Origin of the sequence: Microvirga thermotolerans, from assembly GCF_009363855.1 — a bacterium.
GTDB classification, from domain to species: Bacteria; Pseudomonadota; Alphaproteobacteria; order Rhizobiales; family Beijerinckiaceae; genus Microvirga; species Microvirga thermotolerans.
This window is the reverse complement of record NZ_CP045423.1, coordinates 1043044-1064754: the sequence shown is the minus strand read 5'-3', so window position 1 is coordinate 1064754 and position 21711 is coordinate 1043044. Positions and strand designations below refer to the sequence as shown.

At 67.6% G+C, this 21711-nt stretch carries 19 protein-coding genes and 1 CRISPR repeat array; of the genes, 6 read left to right on the top strand and 13 right to left on the bottom strand.

The features are described 5' to 3' along the window. Positions 1–51: 51 nt before the first annotated feature. Positions 52–1875: a CRISPR direct-repeat array (repeat unit 32 nt; unit sequence GTTTCAATCCACGCTCCCGCGCGGGGAGCGAC). Between the two features lie 221 nt (positions 1876–2096). The 9 genes from cas2 to GDR74_RS04875 all read right to left on the bottom strand — a co-directional run bounded on the left by cas2 (position 2097) and on the right by GDR74_RS04875 (position 11796). Continuing rightward, positions 2097–2387 (bottom strand): CRISPR-associated endonuclease Cas2, encoded by a 291-nt coding sequence (gene cas2 / locus GDR74_RS04915; RefSeq protein ID WP_152585251.1) that lies wholly within the window; start codon positions 2385–2387, stop codon positions 2097–2099. Between the two features lie 3 nt (positions 2388–2390). Continuing rightward, positions 2391–3431: a type I-C CRISPR-associated endonuclease Cas1c gene (gene cas1c, locus GDR74_RS04910; protein WP_152585250.1), complete on the bottom strand. Its 1041-nt coding sequence runs from the start codon at positions 3429–3431 to the stop codon at positions 2391–2393. Next, positions 3416–4096, bottom strand: coding sequence for a CRISPR-associated protein Cas4 (gene cas4 / locus GDR74_RS04905; RefSeq protein ID WP_152585249.1), 681 nt, complete (start codon positions 4094–4096; stop codon positions 3416–3418). Before cas4 ends, cas1c begins: the two co-directional genes overlap by 16 nt. Continuing rightward, entirely contained in the window at positions 4093–5022 is a 930-nt protein-coding gene (gene cas7c / locus GDR74_RS04900; protein WP_152585248.1) for a type I-C CRISPR-associated protein Cas7/Csd2, read from the bottom strand. Before cas7c ends, cas4 begins: the two co-directional genes overlap by 4 nt. Positions 5023–5025: 3 nt before the next feature. After that, positions 5026–6846 (bottom strand): type I-C CRISPR-associated protein Cas8c/Csd1, encoded by a 1821-nt coding sequence (cas8c, locus tag GDR74_RS04895; protein WP_152585247.1) that lies wholly within the window; start codon positions 6844–6846, stop codon positions 5026–5028. Next, a complete protein-coding gene (gene cas5c, locus GDR74_RS04890) occupies positions 6843–7526 on the bottom strand; it encodes a type I-C CRISPR-associated protein Cas5c (RefSeq protein ID WP_152585246.1) in 684 nt (227 codons plus the stop codon). Before cas5c ends, cas8c begins: the two co-directional genes overlap by 4 nt. Before the next feature lie 109 nt (positions 7527–7635). Next, positions 7636–9921, bottom strand: coding sequence for a CRISPR-associated endonuclease Cas3'' (locus GDR74_RS04885; protein WP_246179871.1), 2286 nt, complete (start codon positions 9919–9921; stop codon positions 7636–7638). Positions 9922–10154: 233 nt separating this feature from the next. Next, positions 10155–10778: a cysteine hydrolase family protein gene (locus GDR74_RS04880; RefSeq protein WP_152585245.1), complete on the bottom strand. Its 624-nt coding sequence runs from the start codon at positions 10776–10778 to the stop codon at positions 10155–10157. A gap of 145 nt (positions 10779–10923) precedes the next feature. Then, positions 10924–11796: a LysR family transcriptional regulator gene (locus GDR74_RS04875; RefSeq protein ID WP_152585244.1), complete on the bottom strand. Its 873-nt coding sequence runs from the start codon at positions 11794–11796 to the stop codon at positions 10924–10926. Positions 11797–11893: 97 nt separating this feature from the next. Between GDR74_RS04875 and GDR74_RS04870 the strand changes: the two genes are divergently transcribed. The 3 genes from GDR74_RS04870 (at position 11894) to GDR74_RS04860 (ending at position 14218) form a co-directional block, all read left to right on the top strand. Beyond that, entirely contained in the window at positions 11894–12871 is a 978-nt protein-coding gene (locus GDR74_RS04870; protein WP_152585243.1) for a quinone oxidoreductase family protein, read from the top strand. A gap of 38 nt (positions 12872–12909) precedes the next feature. Continuing rightward, on the top strand, positions 12910–13830 hold the full coding sequence (locus GDR74_RS04865; RefSeq protein ID WP_152585242.1) for a DMT family transporter: 921 nt from the start codon (positions 12910–12912) through the stop codon (positions 13828–13830). A gap of 79 nt (positions 13831–13909) precedes the next feature. After that, positions 13910–14218 carry a hypothetical protein gene (locus tag GDR74_RS04860; RefSeq protein WP_152585241.1) on the top strand — a complete coding sequence of 103 codons (309 nt, stop codon included), beginning with the start codon at positions 13910–13912 and terminating at the stop codon, positions 14216–14218. A gap of 16 nt (positions 14219–14234) precedes the next feature. Here GDR74_RS04860 and GDR74_RS04855 read toward each other — a convergent pair whose 3' ends face one another. Next, complete coding sequence (locus GDR74_RS04855; protein ID WP_152585240.1) at positions 14235–14414, bottom strand: hypothetical protein; 180 nt, start codon at positions 14412–14414, stop codon at positions 14235–14237. Positions 14415–14627: 213 nt separating this feature from the next. Here GDR74_RS04855 and GDR74_RS04850 point away from each other — a divergent pair, with 213 nt between their 5' ends. Next, positions 14628–14939 (top strand): hypothetical protein, encoded by a 312-nt coding sequence (locus GDR74_RS04850; RefSeq protein ID WP_152585239.1) that lies wholly within the window; start codon positions 14628–14630, stop codon positions 14937–14939. Between the two features lie 324 nt (positions 14940–15263). Here GDR74_RS04850 and GDR74_RS04845 read toward each other — a convergent pair whose 3' ends face one another. From GDR74_RS04845 to GDR74_RS04835, 3 genes are all read right to left on the bottom strand, one after another. Then, on the bottom strand, positions 15264–16556 hold the full coding sequence (locus GDR74_RS04845; RefSeq protein WP_152585238.1) for an NAD(P)/FAD-dependent oxidoreductase: 1293 nt from the start codon (positions 16554–16556) through the stop codon (positions 15264–15266). Between the two features lie 35 nt (positions 16557–16591). Next, positions 16592–18709 (bottom strand): adenylate/guanylate cyclase domain-containing protein, encoded by a 2118-nt coding sequence (locus tag GDR74_RS04840; RefSeq protein ID WP_152585237.1) that lies wholly within the window; start codon positions 18707–18709, stop codon positions 16592–16594. A 73-nt stretch (positions 18710–18782) separates the two neighbouring features. Beyond that, positions 18783–19289, bottom strand: a complete 507-nt coding sequence (locus GDR74_RS04835; RefSeq protein ID WP_152585236.1) for a GAF domain-containing protein — start codon at positions 19287–19289, stop codon at positions 18783–18785. 222 nt (positions 19290–19511) lie between these two features. Between GDR74_RS04835 and GDR74_RS04830 the strand changes: the two genes are divergently transcribed. Together GDR74_RS04830 and hemN are read left to right on the top strand one after the other, a co-directional pair. Then, positions 19512–20228: a Crp/Fnr family transcriptional regulator gene (locus tag GDR74_RS04830; RefSeq protein WP_246179856.1), complete on the top strand. Its 717-nt coding sequence runs from the start codon at positions 19512–19514 to the stop codon at positions 20226–20228. Positions 20229–20372: 144 nt separating this feature from the next. Then, positions 20373–21710, top strand: coding sequence for an oxygen-independent coproporphyrinogen III oxidase (hemN, locus tag GDR74_RS04825; protein ID WP_152585235.1), 1338 nt, complete (start codon positions 20373–20375; stop codon positions 21708–21710). Position 21711 lies beyond the last annotated feature (1 nt).

The following is a 21711-nucleotide window of genomic DNA, read 5'->3' as shown; positions in this document are numbered from 1 at the left end:
CCGCGCGGGGAGCGACGACCGTCACCATCGCCTCGCCGACGCTCACCGGCGGTTTCAATCCACGCTCCCGCGCGGGGAGCGACGAGAGCGCCCACTTAAGAGGCGGGTAGTAATCTGCGTTTCAATCCACGCTCCCGCGCGGGGAGCGACACGCCCTGCGGTGCGGTGCGGGCCATGCCGTTAATGTTTCAATCCACGCTCCCGCGCGGGGAGCGACCTCGCCAGGCCGACGCATTGGCCATCTCGAAAGTTTCAATCCACGCTCCCGCGCGGGGAGCGACGTGAGTCACCTCCCAATCGGTATGGTCGTAGACGTTTCAATCCACGCTCCCGCGCGGGGAGCGACCGAAAGAAGCCAACGTCAAGGTCACGCCGGAACTGGTTTCAATCCACGCTCCCGCGCGGGGAGCGACTGGTGGATGGCCATCTACATGGGCGGCCACACGGTGTTTCAATCCACGCTCCCGCGCGGGGAGCGACCGCCCGGTCGCAGGCCAACGTCGCTGCCAAAGAGGCGGTTTCAATCCACGCTCCCGCGCGGGGAGCGACCCATCCCCGAGGCGGCTTACCGCGAGTTCGGAGACGTTTCAATCCACGCTCCCGCGCGGGGAGCGACTTCCAACCAGGCGCTGCTTGCGCAGGGCGCGGTTTCAATCAACGCTCCCGCGCGGGGAGCGACTTTACCTTCCTGTGCCAACGGACGACCACGAACCCGTTTCAATCCACGCTCCCGCGCGGGGAGCGACTCGTCCCGGGACAGGACCCACTCGCCCTTCTGCAGTTTCAATCCACGCTCCCGCGCGGGGAGCGACACCCTCCTATCCCTGCTGAAGAGGATCTTCACATGTTTCAATCCACGCTCCCGCGCGGGGAGCGACCTGCGCACGAAAACGCCAGACGAAAAATTCAAATGGTTTCAATCCACGCTCCCGCGCGGGGAGCGACGCGGGCGCGGGATGGGGGCGCGCGCCTGTGATCGAGTTTCAATCCACGCTCCCGCGCGGGGAGCGACTCCCGTCACTACACGACATGTCTGCGCTTTGTGCGGTTTCAATCCACGCTCCCGCGCGGGGAGCGACGCCGCCAAGGTGGCGGATAATCCCGACGCATAAAGGTTTCAATCCACGCTCCCGCGCGGGGAGCGACCGTCCTCTATGCAACCGCATGACGTGGCAGCGTGGTTTCAATCCACGCTCCCGCGCGGGGAGCGACCAAAATCTTCCATCTTCTTCGCCTGAGCCATAGCAGTTTCAATCCACGCTCCCGCGCGGGGAGCGACCAGCGGCGGCTACTGCAAATGCGCAGATTGCGGCGTTTCAATCCACGCTCCCGCGCGGGGAGCGACACGCTTGGCTACGATTATGTAAACGGCCAGCTTGTGTTTCAATCCACGCTCCCGCGCGGGGAGCGACATAGCGACACGGACTTGCGCGGCGCCATGTACGCGTTTCAATCCACGCTCCCGCGCGGGGAGCGACTTCAGATAGCGCGGAAGCTCGCCGCGCATCGTAATGTTTCAATCCACGCTCCCGCGCGGGGAGCGACGCATTCGGGGATGTGACGACTGCGCAGCGTTTGTGTTTCAATCCACGCTCCCGCGCGGGGAGCGACCCTGTTCGCCCGGTCGGTCTCGTCAAGCGCTTTTGTTTCAATCCACGCTCCCGCGCGGGGAGCGACCACGGCAGAGCCGGGATCGGTCGGAATGGCTTCGTTTCAATCCACGCTCCCGCGCGGGGAGCGACCAATGGGCCGTGATCGAGCGCTTCCGCCATTTGGCGTTTCAATCCACGCTCCCGCGCGGGGAGCGACTTGCCCGCAAGCATAATGCGCGTGTCGAGGTCGCGTTTCAATCCACGCTCCCGCGCGGGGAGCGACTCCCTTCTCCTATCTCCTTGTTCGACCGCGGAAAAGCGGTCGGCCTGCGCGAGCCGGGCGGGTTGGGATGCCTCCGGCGACGCGGGGGCGGCACTCGGTTGGGAAAGCCGATGTATCGGCAATAGGTTAGCAGAGCGCGAACCGTGTGAGGGCGACGGTCGGCCGCTCGGGGTTCGCGCGGTCATCCTCTGGCCGGAGGGTGGAGACGGAACGCGCTTGCCTCAGGCGAGGAGCGGCCCATCGAGGTCTCGCGAGGCCTTCGCTCCCACGTGCTCGACACGCCGGCGGCCCTGCGCGCCGAGGAAGTAGAACCGCAGGCTGTCGCGCTCGCTGTCGATTGCCTTCAGGAGGCGGGCCTTGAGAGCGATCCACTGGGCGGGATCGACCTCGCACTCGAACACGGAGAACTGCACCCGCTGGCCGAAGTCCTGACAGGCGCGCGCCACGCGCCGCAAGCGGGCGGGACCGCCGGGGGACGTCGTGTCCACATCGTAGCTCACGAGGACCAGCATGGCCTATTTCCATATCATCGGCGGGTAGCCGTCGAGGTCGCCCCGCAGGTGACGCGCGAGGAGCTGCGCCTGGAGGTGGGGAAGCAAGCCAATGCTCACCTTCTCCTCGATGAACGGATGCAGAAGCTCCTCCTTCTTGCGCTCCTGCCATGCGACGAGGACGGTCTTGCGGCCGTCCTCCGTCAGCAGCACGGCCCCGTTGTCCATGCGGCGGAATGCGGACGGGCCGACCTGGCCCCGGTTGATGAGCGACAGCGCCAGCCGGTCCGCGAGATGAGGCCGGAACTCTTCGAGCAGGTCGAGCGCCAGGCTCGGCCGGCCTGGCCGGAGGGCATGCAGGAACCCGGAGGCCGGATCGAGCCCTACGGTCTCGAGGGCGGAGCGGCAATCGTGGGTGAGCAGCGTGTAGAGGAACGAAAGCAGGGCGTTGACGGGATCGAGCGGAGGACGACGGCTTCGCCCCTCGAACCGAAAGAACGGATCGGCTTTGCGAATGAAGGCATCGAACACGCCGAAATAGACGGCGGAAGCCTCGCCCTCGAGCCCGCGCAGGCCATCCACACCGGCAGGCCGCTCGATCCGGCGGGCGATGTCGCTCAGGCGGGCCTCCGCGGCTTCGAGGGATGCTCGGGACGGGTCGTCCATTGCACCCCCATGGTCGCGGAGCGTGCGGCGGACGACGGCGCGCTGGTTCACGGTCTTCGCCAGCACCATGGAGCGCGTGATGCGTGCCGCCTTCTCCGGGTCCTCCGCGGCGCGGTACTGCGCTCGGCGCAGAAGCACGTTCCCGGACACCGGCCCCTCCACGCGCGCGAGAAAGCGTCCGTGCTCGCTCAGGTGCGTGATCGCGATGCCCTCCTCCAGGCAGAAGCCCATCAAGGCCGGCGAAAGGCTCGTGCGCCCGAACAGGACGATGCCGCCGATCATGTGCGCCGGAACGCGCAGACGCTCGGCATCGTCCACCTCGACCACCACGTTGGCGCCGTCCTTGCGCGCATAGGCTCCCTCGGTCGTCACATAGAGCGTGTTCAGGTGTCTTCGCATGGCGGTTCATCCTCCAGGCTCGCCCGAAGCCAGGACGCCACGTCCCGGCGGCGTGAGAGCACCTTCGGGCGGCAGAGATCGAGAAGAGAGCACGCCTCGCACTTGCGGCGCTCATATGAGGGTGCCGGCGTTGCGCCGCTTTCGATCGTCGCGCGCACCTCCTGGGCGATCCGGACGGTCAGGGCTCGCAATGGGTCGTCGAAGGCAACCGGGAAACGCCGTCTCGTCTCTCCATAGAAGAGCGCCCCCTCCGGCACCTGGACACCGAACATCTCTTCGAGCGCCATGGCCTGGGCGCAGAGCTGCACCTCGTCGGCGCGATGCTCCTTCGGGCGTCCGCGCTTGTAATCGACCGGGAAGGGACGGTCCGACCCCGACGCCGCATGAATTTCCACGGCATCGGCAACGCCGTGAACTCCGAGCCGGGACGAGCGGATCGGCAAGGCGGTCAGGGTGCGCACCCCACGCCGGCTCTCGGCGTGCAGCCGGTCCGTTCGCTCGTGCATCACGCGACCTTCGGCGGTGAAGCGGTTTTCGGCCCAGGCGCGCTCCACATGGATCAGGGCGCACTGCCGCGGGCAGAAGAGATAATGCTGCAGGGCGGAGAGGGGGATGAGGTCGTCCTCATCCCCCGCAGGTCGTGACGCGGACTCGAGCGCACTCACAGGCGTTCGTGCAGGCTCACGCCGCGCGGCAGGTTCTCCCTGTCGACGACGACCGCGTAATCCGAGAAGGAACGGGCGGGCGGCAGCGGCTCCCGCGCGCCGCCGTTGAGCGGCGCGCCCTCCGGATCCTGCAGGCTGCCGTTGGGCCGGCGGCGCTTCACCGTCACGCGCTCGAAGAGCGCCGATGCGGGCGCGTTGCCGAGGTCGCTCTCGTGCTCGAAGACGATGAGCTTTCGCGCCGCCATCTCGCCGCGGGCGGCGGAGCGGTCGTGGTCGAACATCTGCTCCAGCGCCTGCCAGAACAGGGCCAGATCCTCCTCGGAGAAGCCGGTGCCCTTCTTCTCGTCGTTGGCGAGCCGGCCGGAGATGTAGCCGTGGGCCCGGTAGAGACCGTAAGGGACGATATGCTTGCGGCCCATTTCCCGGTCCTTTCTCTCGGCGTCCTTCTCGTTGGTCACCGAGGAGCGGGTGATCGAGACCTCGATCGGCATCACCGGCTCGACGGAGCGAGCGAAGGCGATCTGCACCGGCCCTCGCACCTGCCCGGCATTGACGTCGGTCGTCATCACGGCCCCGAAGGTCCGGATGTCGTAGAAGTTCCGGCACATCCAGGCCGTGATCTCGTCGCCCCTGTCCTTCGGCAGCTTCTTAGACTCCGGCGCGATGCCCAGCGCCTCATAGGAGCGCCTGTGCTGCCGGTTGAGCACGGCGCGCTCCGTCATGTAGATGTCGAAACCGGGCGTTTCGCCCTTCGCCATAGCGACGAAGTTGCGGATCTTCCGCTTCAGGCACACGTCGGTGACGAGACCCTGGTTGGTCTCGGGGTCGATGCGCGGCAGATTCCCCGCGTCGGGATCCCCGTTGGGATTCCCGTCGGCCACGTCGAACAGATAGACGAAATCATAGCGGCGGTTGATGGAGGACATGGATCAGGCCTCGTCGGTCAGGGTCGCGGTTGCGTCGTCGCTTTCGCCGGTTGCGGTTCTGGCGGAGCGCTGGTGGTAGTAGCCGACCACGAAACGTCCCTGATCGGCCATCGAAAGCGTTGCGGGGAAAGGCTTCCCGGCCGGCAATCCGGCCATTGCCTCGCCGATTGCCTGGTCGAACCAATGGGCGAGACCGCCCTTGCCTGAACTGCGGATCTTGCCGAGATGGTCCTGGGCGCCGCGGAGGAGGAGCGGAAACACCCGCGCCGGATTGGCGGAGGCGGAGCTGAAATACTTGTCGCGAATGCCGGCATTGACGTCGCCGAGGGCCGCTCGCTGCGCCTTCTCGAGAATCGCGAACAGCCGGCCGAGCCGGTAGCCCGGGTTGGTTTCTCCAGGGTCGAGACTCACGGGAACGTCCTCCTGTTCGAAGCCTTGTCGATAATCTCGGGCCAGACAGGCCCTGACGATGGCCGCCCGCACGTCGTTGATCTCGCCGTCGGCGCGGATGCGGATGAGGGTGAGGGAAAGGAGCGAACGCGGGTAACGCCGTCCGGTGACGATTGCACGGGCCAATTCACCCGACAGAACCGGCGAGACGTTGTCGAGTTCGCCTTGAGCCGCCGTCTCCCGCAGCAGACGCCAGAGGGCGGGAGGCAGCGTCCAGGCATGCGGTTCGATGCGCAGGTCTCGATAGTGCTCGCCGAGGCGGCGTGCCAGATCTCCCAGGGTGGTCTGCAGGTAGAAGCGGACCGAGAGCCGCGCCGCATTCGGCGACAGGCCGAGGATGTAGAAGCGCGTCTCGGGATCGAGCGTCCTGCCGAGTTCGTCGGGGTCGGCAAACGGCCGCCCGACCTCGATCTTCTGCAGGACGGTCCGGATGAGCGCCTCCTCGTCCTCGCTCGTGGGCGAGGGATCGAGCGCCCACGACATCATCCGCTCGGCCGCTCCCGCATCTTCCTCGGCCTCGGCCCAGAATACGGTCGTGGCATCGCCGATCTGCACCCGGTTCGCGTAATGCGGCCTGCCCTTCGCATCGATGCCCCGCGTCTTCGACAGGAGCGTGTTGAGCGCCGTGGCATAGGCATGCGCCGCGCGTTCGGAAACGGGGGCGTTGGCACCCTGCTCCTTGCCGTACGACGTGAAGGCATCGAGATTGAAGGAAACGAACGATGCGCCCGAGGTCTGCGCACCGGGCACTCCCTTGATTGCGGGATGAAGCCGGGCGACGGGGCCGGTCTCTCCGGTCACGAGGCATATGCCCTGCTCGCCGTTGCTGCTCGCCACACGGTTCGCCCAGATGCGCCGCGCCGCCGGGCGGTCATGAAGGAATCCGGGAGCGCCGCCCGACCGGAACATGAAGACGACGTTCTGGTCCAGCATCTCGTCCGCGTGACGCAGTTCGGGATAGCGGGCGGGATCCCAGCGGCGCAGGAATGCAAGCAGGGCTTGCAGTCCCTCGTCGTCGGCCTCCGACAACATCTCCAGATGCCATTCGACGAAGGCTCTGTGATCCTGAAGGGGGTCCTTGGCCGACGTCTTCTTCGCGGCGTCGACGACGCCGAGGACGTACGAGGTCTTGTCCCATAGGAAGAACGGATTCGAGGCCGTTCCAGGACGCTTGAAGCTGGCCGGAACCACCAGAACCTTCGGCTCGGGACGCTTGGTGCCCTGGGCACGAAGATCGATCACGTCTTCGACGTCGCCGCTCGCGGCCAGGACGAGCGCGAAGGAGATCTTCTCGCTCGAATAGCCTACGGGAGGAACCGCGCCTTCGCCTTCCAGCCGCTCGTAATAGCCGACGAGACTTTGCAGGATGGTCATCCCCGCACCTCCGGCGCGTCGAGGCGCGGCACGGAGACGACGCCGTTCCGGAGATGGGCCCGGAAGAATTTCGGCCTTCTGCCGTTGGCGAAATCGATGTCGAGGAGCATGAGACCGAGGTCCCGGTCCCGCCAGGGATCCTCGAGAAGGGTCGGATGGGGAGAAGGCAGGTCGCCTTCGACGAGCGCGAAATCGGCGGCGAACTCACGCACGCCGAGGCATGGGCGATGGAAGCATTGCCCCTTTGTCGCGCGCCTGCGGAACATGTCGAGATGCTTGCCCTCGCTGTCTTCCGGACCGATTCTGCCCGGCACCATCTCGAAATGGGCTTCGATGACGTAGGCCACGTCCTTGAGGACCGTCGCGGCGCGTTGCTGGCGGTCGTCCTCCACCGCGAGCGCAAGTCCTTCGGTCGAGCGCGCCTTCATGGCTCTGGCGACAGAGACCTCCGAAATCCTGTGCCCGACCTCGTTGCGACGGATCGATTCGAAGCGGACCGGCTTCAGGACGTGAATGCGGTCGACGACCCACCGGATCGCCGGCTTCCAGTGGATCGCTTCGAGAATGCCGCGCGCGGCGGAGGGCGTCATCACGTCGTAGGAGACGCGCTCGACCTTCATTTCCGGCCTGGTAAAGCAGGCCCGCTCGCCCCACACGTGAAGCGCCACGCCGTAGCTCATGCTGCCCCCGCCGCTCACTACTTTGGATTGCTCAAGAACCAAACATACACGTCACGTTACGTGACTCTCCGGATTTCCGGGAAGAGCAAAACCGAGAAATCCACAGGCTCTAGCAGATGAGGCTGCCTGCCTCCCGGAAGGTGGGATCCTCCCAGACGAGGCCGACATCCGGGCGGTAGAGATCCGCATTCTCCAGCCAGACGAACTGATCGCCGAAGCGGCTGCCCCCGACGACCGAGGCGGCCGCGGTCGCGACGAGGCGTGCGCGAATCTGTTCGGGGATGCCGACCGCATAGGGCTGCAGCTTGCGTGCGAGCCGGCCGACGGGAACCGGCTCCGGCAGGGCCGCCATCCGACGCAGTTCCTCGACGAGGGCGCGCGCATCGCCCCACGGCACGATGATGGGCGCGAAGACGCTGTCGATCATCCGGAAGTCCTGCGCGACCGACGCAAACGGCAGGTCGAGACGCCGTCCGCCTTCCGCACACCGCCTCAGAATGCCGGGACGGTCGAGTTCGTCGTTTCCCTTCAGCCAGTAGACCTCCCGGAAATACTCCTCCATGACCTCGGGCGTGCGCGGATCGCGCCCGCGCCGCAGAAAGCCGCGGGCCACGTCGGCATAGAGGTTGAGAGACTTCAGGACATGCTTCTCGTCCGCCACGTCGAAGACGACGGTCGGACTCCGGTCCACGGGCCGCAGGCCTTCCCGGTTGCAGCGCCCGGCCGCCTGCGCGATGGAGTCGAGACCCGCCTGCGCCCGGTAGACGAGCGGGAAGTCGATGTCGACACCGGCTTCGATCAAGGATGTGGAGACGACGCGGCAAGGCGCGCCGTCCTTCAGCCTCTGCCGGATCTCCGCCAGGATTTCCCGCCGGTGCGCCGCGCACATGAGCGTCGACAGATGATAGGTGCCGGACCGACCGGCGAGGATGCGGTAGAGATCCTGCGCATGCGTGCGGGTATTCACGATGCACAGGACCTGCTCGGCCTGCGCAAGGCGCTCCGCCAGCGCATCGTCCGCGAGAGTGCCGGCATGGGTGATCGTCGCCCGCCTGAGGTTTTCGAACAGGCGCGATGGATCCGGAGCAAGCTCGACGCCCTTCGGCAGGCCTCCCTTGAAGCTCCGGTCCTTCTCGGCCGGATTTTCGTGCAGGACCGGCTGCGTCGCCGTGCAGAGCACAAGGCTCGCGCCATAGCGCCGGACCAGTTCTCCGAGCGCGGCGACGCAAGGCCTCAGCAGGGAAACCGGCAGCGTCTGCGCCTCGTCGAGCACGATGACGCTGCGGGCGAGATGATGGAGCTTGCGGCATCGGGAAGGCCTGTCCGAGAACAGGCTTTCGAAGAACTGGACGGCCGTCGTGACGATGAGCGGAGCATCCCAGTTCTCGGCGGCCAGCCGCAGCTTGTCGCGCGTGTCGTCCTCCCGCAGCTTCATCTCATCGAAGGCGCTGTGATGCTCGAGCACGGCATCGGCATGGGGGGCGAGCGCCGTGCGGAACACGTCGGCCGTCTGCTCGATGATGGATGTGAAGGGGATCACGTACACGATCCTGTCCAGGCCGTGACGGACCGCGTGATCGAGGGCAAAAGCCAGGGACGTGAGCGTCTTTCCGCCTCCCGTCGGCACGGTGAGCGTGAAGACGCCGGGGGGACGGTCCGCCAGGGCGCGCGCATGGGACAGGATGTCGGAGCGCAGGCGATTGAGGGCGGAGCGGTCGGCCTTGGGGGCGATCTCCCCGGCCAGATAGGCGTCCAAGGTCTCCCGGAGGGCGGCGACGTCGGGGAAGCCGGCGCGCTCCGCCGAGCTGCGGCACGTTTGGACGTAGAAGCTTTCGGTCGCGAGGTAATCCGCATCGACGAGGCAGGAGAACAGCATGCGTCCAAAAAAGGCGATGTCGAAGCCGGGATGCTGCCTTTCTCCCTGCAGCGGAACCCCGTTCAGGCCGGCGGGCAGAGCAAGGCCGTCGGCCTGCGCGCGCGCAAGCGCCGCCTCGGCTTGTTCGATGGATTTCGCATCGCCGAGGCGTTCGGCAAGCGAACGCCGCTGAATGTCTCCCCGCTCGTCGCGCACCCCGTCGGCGAGACCGGCGTGATGTCCGGCAACGGCATAGGCGAGGAGTTTCCCGATCGGCCCGTATCGTCGGCTGGCAATGACCGCCCCCGCCGTGGAGTGTTCATGCCTGAGCCCTTCGCCCTCCAGCCGGCGCAGAAAATTCGGGTCGTACTTTCCGAGATCGTGCAAGAGGCCGAGAACCTCGCCGAATTCTCCCGCTCCGAACCTGGCGGCGAACGAGCGTGCTCTGTCGCCGACGTGACGAAGATGATCGCGCAGAGGCTCCCAGTCGGAGCGGTCGGCGAGGTTCGTGCTGTGCGCATACCACATCGGGCGGGACATTCGGAAATCTGCCTGCGTTCGCGGCACGCGGCTCCCGTCCGGGGCAGCCGGTGCACGATGCAGGTTCCCGCAAGCACGAAGACAAGGCAAGCCGTCGATGGACCTCCCGCAGCGGCAGGGGAGCGGACATCGGTCAGGCGCTCCGGCAGGGTGCGATCCGGGCACGTCCGCGCACGGCCGCTTGATGTCCCGGTTCCCGGAATCGCAAGGTTCCGGGCGCGGCGAAACTGCGCCTACCGGGAACGTCCCGAAAGGGCGGCGGCGTTCGGAACGACGACCGCAAACCTGTCCGCCAGTGCGGCGAGCGCTCCGGCCTGGACGGTGTCGGCGGGAACGATGCCGCCACTTACCGTCGGCGAGGGCAGATCGCGCGTTGCGGTCGCGGCGGCAACGACCGTCGTCCTGTAGCCGAGATCGAGGGCAGCCCGCACCGTGGAACTGACGCACATGTGGGTCGCGAAGCCTGCGACGATCAGCTCCCGGCGGCCCATGGCCTGAAGCCGCGTGTGCAGGTCCGTTCCGGCAAAGGCGTTCGGCAGGGATTTTGCGATCACCGTCTCGCCTGGCGTAGGCTCGAGCCCCTCGACGATCCGTGCGGTGGGGCCGTCCGGATCGAAGAGCCGCGCTCCGGGCCGGGCGTGGTGCACGACGTGGAACACGGGAGTCCCCTCCCTGCGCGCCTGCGCCAGCAGACGACCGATCTCCTCAGCCGCAGCCTCGATCCCGACGAGGGGCAGGCCGCCCGTCGCAAGGTATTCCCGCTGATGGTCGATGAGGATGAGCGCGGAGGTCTCGAACGATCCCGGCTGAAGCGAAGCGCCAGCCATCTCGAGGAGGGATTTGGGGGCGTGACTCATGGCGGATCTCCTGACATGGGACTCCTGCGGATTGCAGGGCGTGACGGCACAGACGCCATCCGCCCCGCTTATGCCCGGAATTCAGGCGTTCCGGTCTGAGCGATTGAGCGTAGCTTCTGTGCATCGACGCGCAGGCCGGGTGCGCTCAGGCCGCGCTCCCCTCCAGCAGGGCCCGTTCGCGCCCGAGGATTTCGATCAGCACGTCCATCACGGCACGCACGCGCGGCGAGCGCCGGACATCCTCGTGAACCACCAGCCAGAGATCGCGGGGAGGCACGCCATCCCGCAGCAGGCAGACGAGCTCGGGGTCTCCGCCGGCGATGAAGAACGGCAGGACCGCGGCCCCCAACCCCGCCCGCACGGCCGAATTCAAGCCGACGAGATCGCTCGTGCGGAAGACGAACGGCCGCCCCTTTGCAAAGTGGCGCAGCCATTGCTGTTGGGGCACATGCTCCAGGCTCTCCTCGTAGCCGAGCAGGTCCATCGTTTCCGGATCCCGCCCGCTCGCATAGGCCCGGGAGGCGAAGAGCCCGTAGCCCGCCGTGGCCACCTTGCGGGTGACGAGGGACGAGCCTTCCGGCCGCGCCAGGCGCAGGGCGATGTCCGCCTCCCGGCGCGTGAGGCTCACGGAAATGTTGGTCCCCGACAGTTCGAGCGCGATGTCGGGATGCCGCTCGCGCAACAGTCCGAGACGGGGCGACAGGAACAGGCTGGCGAAGGCAGGCGGTGCGCTGACCCTGACCGTTCCCGACAATCCGGGCCCCCGCCCCTGCACGGCGCGCTGAAGGGCGAAGACATCCTCCTCCAGGCGCTCCACCTGCTCCCGCACGTGCTCGCCCTCGGGCGTGAGCGCATAGCCTCGCGGCAGCCGGTCGAAGAGACGAATGCCGAGGGCGTCTTCGAGGGAGGTGATGCGCCGCGCCACGGTGGAATGGTCCACCCGGAGCGTGCGGGCCGCCGCCGACAGGCTCCCGGTGCGGGCCAGCTCGGCGAAGAATCTCAGGTCATCCCAGTCCATGCTGCGCAAAAATCCCCAGACAGCGGGCAACAATCCCGAATAGCAGCCAGACCGGTCTCGGGCCAGATCTGCATCTCCTCAAACGTGGAAGTCAGATATGACCAGAGTGGTTCGCATTCATGATTTCGGCGGCCCCGAAGCCCTCCGGCTCGACGAGGTCGACCTTCCCTCCCCCGGCCCCGGCGAGGTTCTCGTCCGCCAGTCCTTCGCCGGCGTGAACTACGTCGACGTGTATCATCGCACCGGCCTCTACCCGCTGCCGCAGATCCCGGCCGTCCTCGGGGTCGAAGGCGCGGGAACGGTCGAAGCGGTCGGCCCGGGGGTGGATTCCATCCATGTCGGCGACCGCGTCGCCTATACGGCCCTCCCGGTCGGCGCCTATGCGGCTGCGCGCCTGATCCCTGCGGATCGCCTCCTGCGCCTGCCGCCGGCGATCCCGGAACGGAGCGCCGCCGGCGCCATGCTGCGCGGCGTCACGGCTCACATGCTGCTTCACCGCACCTATCCGGTCGGCCCGGGCACGACCCTTCTGGTCCATGCCGCGGCAGGAGGCCTCGGCCTCGTCCTGGTGCAATGGGCAAGGCTGCTGGGCGCCACCGTGATCGGCACGGTCGGCAGCGAGGAGAAGGCCGAGATCGCGCGCGCGGCCGGCCTCGACCATGCGATCCTCTACCGTAACGCCGATTTCGTCTCCGCCGTCAGGGAGATCACGGACGGTCGCGGCGTCGACGTGGCGTATGACGGCATCGGCGGCACGACGCTGCTCAGGACCTTCGATGCCGTGCGTCCGTTCGGCACCGTGGCGAGCGTCGGGCAGGCCGGCGGACCGATCCCGCCGATCGACGTGGCGCAGCTCGGCCCCCGCCGCTCGCTCTCGCTCTCCAGGCCCAGCGTGTTCGGCTACATGACGGATGTCGCGACCTATCGCACGGCGGCGGCGGCTTTCCTCGCCCTGCTCGAACAAGGCCGAATCCGCGCATCGGTGGGCGCCGCCTACCCCCTCGCCGAGGCCCCGGAGGCTCATCGGGACCTCGAAGGCCGGCGCACGACCGGCTCGATCCTGCTCGCCGCCTGATCCGTACCGGCCGCTCTCTCCCCGTTCTGGATGTGAACATGCCCCCACTCCTTGCCCTGGCGGCGAGCTGCGTTCTCGTCGCCGCCGCTCCTCTTCTCGTACGCTTCAGCCCCGTCGATCCGACGGCGACCCTTTGGCTGCGCATGCTGCTCGCAACCGGCGTGCTGGTTCTCTTCGTCCCGGCGAGGACAACCGAGAAAGCGCCGATGCATCGGCGCGACCGCCTCCTAATGATCCTTGCGGGCCTCCTCTCCGTCGGCGACATGGCGGCCAATCACTGGGCCAGCGTCGAGACCTCGGTCGCGAACACGGTGCTCCTGATGAACCTGTCGCCCGTCTTCGTGACCCTGCTCGCCTTCCTCATCCTGCATGAGCGCCCGAGCGCCCGGCAGCTTTCCGGCTACGCGATCACCATTCTCGGCGCTGTGTTGATGACGGGCGTGACTTGGGATGCATGGCGCCTGGGATGGGGAGAGATGCTCGCCCTCCTCTCGGCATTTCTTTACGCCGCCTACTTCCTCATCGTGAAGCGCCTGCGCGCGCGCGTCGGCGCCTTGGCGATCATGCTTTGGACGAGCGCCATCGCTGCCGTCGTCCTCGCTCCCGTCGCCATTCTCGAAAGCGAACCGCTTCTGCCGTCCTCCGCCATGGGCTGGGTGCCGATCGCCGCGATGGCGCTCGGCGTTCAGATCGGCGGGCACGGGCTCATGGCCCATGCCATGAAGACCCTGCCGGCATCCTATGCGTCCACGACGGCGCTTGCCCGTCCTGTCCTGGCAGCCGCAGCCGCCTGGCTCCTGTTCGGCGAGGCGCTGACCTTCGCCCAGATGACGGGCGCCGCGCTGGTTCTCGGCGGCCTCGCCTTCGCCTCCCGGACATCCTCGGGTCGTGAACAGGCCGCCCCCCCGCCGCTGAAGGCGGAGCCTGCGCAGGCGCAGCAATGGCGCACGGGCACTTGATTTTGCGGGCGCTTTCCGGTCCATCTCGGTGGATGTCAACGGCGATGAGGAAGGCCTCGCACCTGCGGAAGGAAACGTCTTGAGCGATCGCGTCGAATATTGGTGGGTCCGCTACGAGGCCGACATCCAGCCGGCGGAGGTGACGTTCCGGGGCGGCATTCCGCTCCATGCGCGCCTGATCGGAATGCGGGACATCCAGGCTGCGGCGTCGGTGGACCTGATCGAGCGGCTCCCCGCCGCACCGCGGCCGGTCCTGGAGAGAGCCGCGCCGCTTCCGTCGCCGCGCACTTCCACGGACCGTTCCGGCCGCCTCGTCTGGCTCCTCGGCATCATCCTGCTCACGCTGATCGTGCTGTATTCGGGGCGCCTGTTCGACGCCCTCAAGTGACGGCCGTCATCCGCAATCAGGCCTCCCCGTTCTTCCGGCGCAGTTCCTCCAGCGCCGCGATCCGCGCGTCCGCCAGATCGGCCAGCGCGCTGCGGGGATGGAGCGCGCGCAAGGCGCGCACGGCATGCTTCAGTTCGTCGAGGGTCGTTTCGGCGACCGAGGGAACCTGGGCCGCGCCAGGAAGGCGAATCGTCATCGATGGTCCTTCCACTTCTGTCGTCGGCGGGCAAGGAGCCCGAGGAATGCGGCTTTCGTGGGCCTGGATTGCAGCGCTTCGGCGATGCCCGTTCCCGCCGCCGAGACCGGCCATGTCGCATCCGGGCCACAGCTCGAGAGGATTGCATTCGCCGGCGGAACGATGCGAGGACGGAACCGTTGCCGTGAGTCGAGACAGGGGAAAGAAGAAACGATGCGATATCTCGTTGCGATGGGATTTGCCCTTCTTGCCGGATCCGCCGCAATCTCCTCGGCTTCCGCAGCCGAGCAAGGCTCCTCCTCCGATCGCGCACGCTGGGAAAGTCAGTATCGCACCCGCGAGCGGACCTACTACCGCGAACATCGCCTGCGCTCCTATCAGCAGTCCAGGGCCGGCATGCGGCAGGGTTCGAACTGCGTCACGCCCAAGGGCGTCTGCTGGATCGCGGAGCCTCTTTCGCGCGGCCGCTCCTGCACCTGTGAAACCCGCCGCTTCGGCCAGGTCGAAGGCGTCATCGGCGGCTAGAGCATTTTCAGGCAAAGTGGGAGCCGGTTTTCCGTCCGAAAATGCGGCACCCGAAAGACGTAGGAGCAGGTTGCGATTCCATCGAAGCGCAACCCGCTCTAAGATCCCTTTCCGTTCCGATCTTCCGTCGCCCGGCGCTTGCCCGGGCGCCCTTCTTCAGCCTGTTCTCTCCTGCAGAGGGACACGATGGAGAACGAACCGGATCGCCATCCCGCCACCGACCTGATCGCCCGCCTGATGGACTGGCTCGGCCTCGGTTTCGGGCTTGCGTTCCTTTGGCTCGCCGTTTCGGCCGTGCCGGTCTGAAGACCCGTCGCGGAACCGTCACGATGCGCGGAATTCCCGCACCGCATCCGCGGCCTGATAGCTCCAGTAGGTGAGCTGGGCCACGGCCTTCCCGACGAAACCGCCGCTCCAGGACAGGCCGAAAGGCGCGAAGAGCCGGTAGCGGTCGCTCGCGCCGGTCATGCCTTCGGCGACCACGGTTCCGCCGATGGCCGTGGTGTTCATCCCGTGTCCGCCGAAGGCGGTGCAGTACCACACGCCCGGCCTCCACTGACCGATCTGAGGCATGAGGTGGCGCGCATAGGACATGAGGCCCGACCAGGCCACCTCCACCTTCAGGCCGGAAAGCTGCGGATAGGTGGAGACCATCTCGCGCCGCAGGAGCGCGGCGATGTCGCGTGGATCGGTGGTCCGGGTGGTGATGCGCCCGCCCCAGAGAATCCGGCTGCCGTCCTCGACGCGGCGGTAGTAGTCGCCTGCCCGGCGGTCGTCGAGGATGGCGGCGTCGGTGCGGATCGCGCCGCGCACGAGATCGGGATTCGCTTCCGTGAGCAGGACGTAGGTCGCGATCGGCAGGAAGGCCCTGCGAAGCGCGGGGAACACGGCGCCCGTGTAGCCGCCCGTGGCGAAGAGGATCTGGTCCGCCTCGACGACGGCCTTGTCCGTGCCGATGCGCTTTCGCGCGGAGTCGAGTTCGACCTTCGTGACGGGGGAGTTCTCGAAGATCCTTCCGCCCAGGCGCACGATCTCGCGGGCGAGCGCCCGCCCGTAGTTCAGCGGGTGAAAATGGAAGGCGCCCTCGTCGAGAATGCCCTCCCGGTATTTCGGGGAGGCGAAGAGCGCGGCCATCTCCTCCCGCGGCAGGTAGCGCAGCCTCAGGCCGAACTCGCGCTCCTGTCTGTCGCGCAGGGCGCGCAGGGCTCCCCGCGAATCGTAGCGCACGGCCTTCACGATCCCCGGCACCGGCCGTGCCTCGGCGATCCCGAGTTCGGCGATGTTCCGGCGGACGATCTCCACCCCTTCCATGGAAAGGCGGTAGAGGTCCCGCGCGCGGTCAGCGCCCACGCGGCGCTCGATGTGCGAAAGCCCCGTCGCGAAACCCGCCGAGACGAACCCTCCGTTGCGTCCCGACGCACCCCAGGCGACCCTGCACGCCTCGACCAGCGCCACGGAACGGCCCGCCCGGGCGAGGTGCAGCGCCGCCGTCAATCCGGCGAGGCCTCCGCCGACGATGCAGATCTCGGCCTGGATGCGCCCTTCCGCTTGCGGATAGCTCTCCTGGCTCGCCAGGGTGCGGCTGTAATAGCTGTCGATGTAGGAGGCGGACGTCATCGTGAATGCCGGACCGGGAACGGAGGTTGCGGGGATCAGGAGATTCCGGAGGGCGAAAGCTGCGACCGGCAGCGTTCGAGATAGAGGCTGAACAGCGGATCCTGCGGCACGATCCTGACCAGCTGGCTCAGGAGGTCCGCCGCCTTCTCCCACTCCTCCGCCTCGCAGAGGGCCACCGCCTCGTTCCAGAGCGGCAACGTCTCGATCAGTTCAGGCCGGGCGGCGAGTTCGGGCTCCTCGGGAAGGTCCGCGCCCAGGAGCTCGTAGACCTCCATCGCCGCGTGGGCGCCCTCGGGAACGGCCCGGTCCACGAACCGGAACAGAAAGCCATCGCCCGCAGCCGCGCGCACGGCCCCGCTCGCCAGAACGGTGGTGCCGTAGCGCTTGTTCAGCTTCTCGAAGCGGGAGGCCATGTTCACCGTGTGGCCCAGGGCCGTGTAGTTCATGCGGTCGATGGACCCCACATTGCCGACCACCGCGTCTCCCGTGTGCAGACCGAAGCGCGTGCGCATCGGCGTGCCGCCCTCCGCCACGAAGTCCGCATTGAGCCGGTCGAGACGGCGCGCCGCGCGCAGGGCGCCGAGACAGGCGAGCGCCACATGATCCTCCCGCGCCTCGGGCGCATTCCAGAAAGCCATGATGCTGTCGCCGATGTACTTGTCGATGGTGGCGCCGGACCGGATCAGCTCGCTGCCGATCTCGCTGAAATAGCGGGACGTCTTGCTCATCACCTCTTCGGGGTCGAGCGCCTCCGCCATGGTGGTGAAGCCGGCGACGTCCGAGAAGAGGACCGTGATCGGCTGGCGGATTCCTCCGAGCTCGGAGGAGAACCGCCGTCCGATGATGCCCCGCACCAGGGCCGTCGGCACGTAGCGCATGAAGTTGCTCAGGGCCAGCTCCAGCGTATCGATGGCGCGGGACAGTTCCAGCACCTCCACGATGCGGGAGGGGGTGCGCCGCAGGTGCCCGAACTCGAACTTCATGATGCGCCGGATGTCGTCCGTGGCGGTGCGCAGCGGCAGCGCCAGCCGGCGCGACGCCAGGAGCACGATGAGCAGCGCCGCGACCACCGATGCGGCGCTCACGATCAGGAGCCCGGTCCGGATCTGCTCCGCCGGCCCCATCATGGTGGTGTAGGGAATGGCGACGCCGATGAAGAGATCGTCGAACCCTTCCCTTACCGGTTCGACAAGCCCGAAATAGTCCTGGCCGCCGACGGAGAAGGAAAGATTGCGCTCCCTGCCGGCTCCCTCGGCCTGGAAGGCCTGGAACAGGCCGGAGAGCAGCGGCGAGCGCAGGTCGTCGATGGTCAGGAGGCGGTCGGCGACGTTGGCGAGACGGATCTGCCGGAGGGAGCCGCCGTGAGGATGGGCGATCAGGGCGCCGGAACGGTCGAAGATCACCAGCTCGAGATCCGGCGGGAAGCGCAGCCTGTCCAGATACTGGTCGAGGCTGGCCAGGGTCATGTCGATTCCGAAGACCGCATCTGCCCGCTGGCGGGACTTCTGGGCAAGCGTGACGCCCGCCTCGGGCACGTTGGCGAAACGATAGGGCGGGGTCAGGACCGTGCCCTGCCCGGCCTGGCTCAGGACGTACCAGGGACGCTTGCGCGGATCGAAATCCGTCGGCTTTGCGGGCACCCGCCGCAGCTCGCGTCCTTCGGAATCGTAGGCGACCCACTCCACCGTGGGCCCTGCGCCGCCAGGCTGCACGATCATGTAGGCGAAGGCCGCGCCCTCCACCTTCGGTCCAAGTTCGGGCGGGAGGCCGCCATCCAGGGTCTGAACGAGGATATGGCTGCCGTCGCCCCGGCCGATGAACAGGCCCATGGCGGCGGGCAGGAGCCGGTCTAGGTCCTTGAGCACCGGCGTGAGAACCGTCCCCAGCTGGCCGAGCGGCAGATTCGGATCGACGGTGAGCGAGACCGTGTCGAGAACCGAGCTCGCCACCCGGAGGCTGCCGGCCACCTCGTTGCGGACGCTGCCCGTGATCCGGCCGAAATCCTCCTCGGCATCGCGAAGGGTCAGGGCCGTCAGCTGATGGTGGTTGAACCCGATCAGGGCGGCGGAAATCGCCAGGACGATCAGCGTGAAGACGAGGGCGACGACCGCCTGGAGGGTCCACAGGAAGGATTTTTCTCCCGCCCGTCGCATCACGCCGCATCCTCTCCCTGGCCCGGCGCGCGGACCGGAAACCGCAACCGGTATGGAGGGCGCCCGGACAGGGTCAACCCCTGTCGTCCGGCAGGTCGGACGCGGCGAGATAGATCTCCACCAGCTTCTCGCAGCCGATCCTGTCCGCCTCGTCGAACCGGTTCGGCAGAGGACTGTCCAGGTCGAGGACCCCGAGCACCGCGCCGCCGCGGATCAGGGGCACGACGAGCTCGGAGCGGGAGGCGCTGTCGCAGGCGATATGGCCCGGAAAGGCGTGCACGTCCGGCACGACGATGGACGTCCTGCGCTCGACGGCCGTGCCGCAGACCCCCCGGCCGACCGGGATGCGGATGCAGGCCGGCTTCCCCTGGAAGGGGCCGAGCACCAGGCCGGGCCCGCGCATGAAGTAGAACCCGGCCCAGTTGAGATCGGGCAGGAGGTCGTAGATCAGGGCCGACATGTTTGCGGCGTTGGCGATGGCATCCCGCTCGCCGTCCACGAGCCCTGAAAGCTGCTGGGCCAGCGATTCGTAGACTTCCGCCTTGCCGGCGTTCTTGGGAAGAGCTTTTGCTTCGAACATGGGGGTTCCCTTAAGGAGCGGCCGGCGCCCTGTCCAGACCGGGGCACGGGAAGCATTCCCCAAAGGCCTAGGCGAAACAACCTTTTCCTCGCACGCATCTTTCTTATGGGGCACCTCTATGCGAGGAGGGGCCTGCGCTGTTTTGCGGCGGGACAAATCGGCCGATTTGTCGGAAAATATCCCTTGGCACACCAGACGCTCCACACCACGCTCTCGTAGATCATGACCTCACATTACCGCCCTCCCTGCCAAGCCTGCACCAACTGCGACACGCGGCGGATGGCGGTCTGCTCCGCGCTTCAGGACGACGAGGTCTCCGAGCTCGAACGGGCGATGAGCTTCGTCCGCCTCGGGCCCAACGATGCCCTCGTCGAGGAGGGCGAACCGCGCCGCCGGGTCTACACCCTGACCTCGGGAATGCTGCGCCTGTCCCTGGCGCTGCCCGACGGGCGCCGCCAGATCACCGGCTTCCTCCTGCCCGGCGACTATCTCGGCCTCGCCGACGACGAGACCTACGCCCAGACGGCGGAGGCGGTCATGCCGTCGGGCCTGTGCTCGTTCTCCGTCCGCGACATGGACCGGCTCGTGGAACGCTTTCCGCGCCTGCGGGACAGGCTGCACCTGATGACCCGGGCCGCCTTGCGGCAGGCCCGGGAGACCCAGATGATCCTGGGGCGGCTCACCCCGTCCGAGAAGGTCGCCTCCTTCCTGCTCAGCATGTCGGCCCGCGCCGTCGCGCACGGGCGCCCGGCGAGCCCGGTCCTGCTGCCCATGACCCGCACCGACATCGCGGACTATCTCGGCCTCACCATCGAGACCGTCAGCCGGACCTTCACCAAGCTGAAGACCCAAGGGTTGATCCGGCTTCCCGACCCCCATTCCGTCGAGATCCTCGACAGGGACCGCCTGGCGACCGTGGCCGGCATCACCATCAACTGACTGCCAAGAGCTGACCTGCCAAGAGCACCTCCCGCGCCCTGATCAACCGGGACACGGTTGATCAGGATCAAGGCGGACTTCCCGGCCAGGGCTTATCGCGTCCATGACGGCCGGCTTCGCGCCGGCGCGAGCAGGACGACGCTCATGACCGACCATCTCGTTCGCCGCTACGGCAGCCTGCCGGTGCCGCGCTACACCTCGTATCCGACCGCCGCGGAGTTCAGCGCCGCCGTGGGTTCGCGGGAGCACGAGGCATGGCTGCGGCGCCTCGACCCGCGCGAGAGCGTCTCGGTCTACCTGCACGTGCCCTATTGCCGCCAGCTCTGCCTCTACTGCGGCTGCCACACGAAGGTGGCACGGCGGGACGAGGTGATCGAGCGCTATCGGGCCACCCTGGAAGCCGAAATCGCGACGCTCGCGCGTCACCTCCCGGACCCGCTGCGCATCGCGCGGCTCCACTGGGGCGGAGGCACGCCGAGCATCCTGGGCACAGAGGGTCTCGACTCCGTTCTCGATGCCCTGTCCCGGATGTTCGTGTTCCAGCCCGGCTTCGAGCACGCCATCGAGCTCGATCCCCGCTTCGTCGACCGCAGCCTGGCCCAGGGCCTGGCGGCCCTCGGGGTCAACCGGGCGAGCCTCGGCGTGCAGGACCTCGACGACGTCGTGCAGGTCGCCATCGGCCGCGTGCAGCCCTTCGACACGGTGCGCGAGGCGGCGGACCTCCTGCGCGAGAGCGGTATCGGCAGGATCAACATCGACCTCATGTACGGCCTTCCCCGCCAGTCCCTCGAGTCGATCCGCGCCACCTGCCGCAAGGTCCTGTCGTTGGATCCGGACCGGATCGCCTGCTACGGCTACGCGCACATGCCCCATCGCAAGGCGAACCATCGCCTGATCGACCCGCAGGCGCTGCCGGGAGCGGAGGAGCGGTTCCGGCAGGCCCGCGCCGTCGCGGAGACATTCGCCGGCAACGGCTACGTGGCGATCGGCCTCGACCATTTCGCCCGGCCGGACGACCCCCTGGCGCTCGCCAGCCGCGCCGGCTCCCTGCACCGGAACTTCCAGGGCTACACCGACGACGACCGTCCGACCCTCGTCGCCTTCGGAGCATCGGCCATCTCGCAGCTCCCGGACGGCTACGTGCAGAACGCCGCCGACATCGCCGCCTACCTGCGCAGCGTCGAGCAGGGCCGGCTCGCCACGGCTCGGGGGTACGCGCTCACCCTGGACGACAGGGCACGGGGCGCGATCATCGAGTCGCTCATGTGCAACTTCGCCGCCGACCTGAGCATCCTGGGAGAACCGTCGCATTATGCAGACGAGCTCGCCCTGCTGCGCCCCCTGGTCGCCGACGGCATCGTGACGGTGAGCGGCCATCGCATCGCCATCACGGAGGCCGGGCGCCCCTTCGTGCGCCTCGCCGCCGCGGTCTTCGACCAGTTCCGCGCCGAGGATGCCTCGCGCTTCAGCGCCGCCGTGTGAA

Coding starts and splice junctions, on each gene's coding strand:
- GDR74_RS04880 (WP_152585245.1), bottom strand. CDS start 10,778: ATGAGTCACGCCCCCAAATCCCTCCTCGAGATGGCTGGCGCTTCGCTT.
- GDR74_RS04850 (WP_152585239.1), top strand. CDS start 14,628: ATGCGATATCTCGTTGCGATGGGATTTGCCCTTCTTGCCGGATCCGCC.
- cas5c (WP_152585246.1), bottom strand. CDS start 7,526: ATGAGCTACGGCGTGGCGCTTCACGTGTGGGGCGAGCGGGCCTGCTTT.
- GDR74_RS04885 (WP_246179871.1), bottom strand. CDS start 9,921: ATGTCCCGCCCGATGTGGTATGCGCACAGCACGAACCTCGCCGACCGC.
- cas2 (WP_152585251.1), bottom strand. CDS start 2,387: ATGCTGGTCCTCGTGAGCTACGATGTGGACACGACGTCCCCCGGCGGT.
- GDR74_RS04840 (WP_152585237.1), bottom strand. CDS start 18,709: ATGCGACGGGCGGGAGAAAAATCCTTCCTGTGGACCCTCCAGGCGGTC.
- GDR74_RS04870 (WP_152585243.1), top strand. CDS start 11,894: ATGACCAGAGTGGTTCGCATTCATGATTTCGGCGGCCCCGAAGCCCTC.
- GDR74_RS04835 (WP_152585236.1), bottom strand. CDS start 19,289: ATGTTCGAAGCAAAAGCTCTTCCCAAGAACGCCGGCAAGGCGGAAGTC.
- GDR74_RS04875 (WP_152585244.1), bottom strand. CDS start 11,796: ATGGACTGGGATGACCTGAGATTCTTCGCCGAGCTGGCCCGCACCGGG.
- GDR74_RS04865 (WP_152585242.1), top strand. CDS start 12,910: ATGCCCCCACTCCTTGCCCTGGCGGCGAGCTGCGTTCTCGTCGCCGCC.
- GDR74_RS04845 (WP_152585238.1), bottom strand. CDS start 16,556: ATGACGTCCGCCTCCTACATCGACAGCTATTACAGCCGCACCCTGGCG.
- hemN (WP_152585235.1), top strand. CDS start 20,373: ATGACCGACCATCTCGTTCGCCGCTACGGCAGCCTGCCGGTGCCGCGC.
- GDR74_RS04830 (WP_246179856.1), top strand. CDS start 19,512: ATGACCTCACATTACCGCCCTCCCTGCCAAGCCTGCACCAACTGCGAC.
- cas8c (WP_152585247.1), bottom strand. CDS start 6,846: ATGACCATCCTGCAAAGTCTCGTCGGCTATTACGAGCGGCTGGAAGGC.
- cas7c (WP_152585248.1), bottom strand. CDS start 5,022: ATGTCCTCCATCAACCGCCGCTATGATTTCGTCTATCTGTTCGACGTG.
- cas1c (WP_152585250.1), bottom strand. CDS start 3,431: ATGCGAAGACACCTGAACACGCTCTATGTGACGACCGAGGGAGCCTAT.
- GDR74_RS04855 (WP_152585240.1), bottom strand. CDS start 14,414: ATGACGATTCGCCTTCCTGGCGCGGCCCAGGTTCCCTCGGTCGCCGAA.